General features: G+C 73.1%; 1 protein-coding gene. It reads right to left on the reverse strand.

Annotated features, from left to right (window positions below; translation table 11 throughout):
* Positions 1-1,051, reverse strand: a 1,051-nt coding sequence (locus tag ACIRS4_RS38925) for a phosphopantetheine-binding protein (RefSeq protein ID WP_404205117.1), incomplete at its 3' end; no start/stop codon positions are given.
* Positions 1,052-1,068 lie beyond the last annotated feature (17 nt).

Consider the following 1,068-nt stretch of genomic DNA (forward strand, 5'->3'; position numbering starts at 1 on the left):
CTGCCGCTGGCGATCCGCCTGACCGGCGAACTCGACACGGCAGGTTGTAGGCCGCCGACGAGGTGTCGTACTGGTTGAGGAACCACATGCGCTGCTGCGCGAACGACAGCGGCACCAGCTCGCCCGGAATCCGGGCGCGGGCGGTCAGCTTGGCGCGCGAGGCGCCGTCGGCGTGCGATTCGATGCGGGCCGCGAGGGCCTCGACCGTGGTGGCCTCGAACAGGGTGCGCACCGCGACCGTGGTGTCCAGGGCCGCGCCGACGCGCGACACGACACGGGTGGCGATGAGCGAGTTGCCGCCCAGGTCGAAGAAGTCGTCGTCCAGGCCGACCCGCTCCAGGCCGAGGACCTCGGCGAAGACGGCGGCGACCGTCTCCTGGGTCGGGGTCTCCGGTGCGCGGAAGGCACGCGCCTGCGCGGCCGGGGCCGGGAGGGCGCGACGGTCCAGCTTGCCGTTGACGGTCAACGGGATCCGGTCCAGCACCACGACGGCCGACGGGACCATGTAGGCGGGCAGCAGCTCGGCCGCGCCGTCGCGGACGGCGTCCACGGCGGGCGCGACACCGTCCTGCGGCACCACGTAGGCGACGATGCGCTGATCGCCCGGCTGGTCCTCGCGCACGATGACCGCGGTCTGCGCGACCCCGGCCTGCGCCAGCACCGCGGACTCGATCTCGCCGAGCTCGATGCGGAAACCGCGGACCTTGACCTGGTCGTCGGCGCGGCCCAGATATTCGAGCTCGCCGAAGCGGTTCCAGCGGGCCACGTCACCGGAGCGGTACAGGCGGGTGCCCGGCGCACCGAAGGGGCTGGCCACGAAGCGGGCCGCGGACAGGTCCGGCCGGCCCAGGTAGCCGCGCGCCAATTGCGCACCGGCGACGTACATCTCACCCGCGACGCCGACCGGCACCGGGTGCAGGCGGTCGTCGAGGACGTACACGCGCAGACCGGCGATGGCCCGGCCGACCACCGAACCGGTGGCGGCGGCGATGGTGTCGGCGTCGAGCACCCGCACGGACACGTGGACCGTGGTCTCGGTGATGCCGTACATGTTCACCAGGTACGGGG

It is taken from the genome of Streptomyces sp. NPDC101166 (genome assembly GCF_044768125.1).
Lineage (GTDB): Bacteria > Actinomycetota > Actinomycetes > Streptomycetales > Streptomycetaceae > Streptomyces.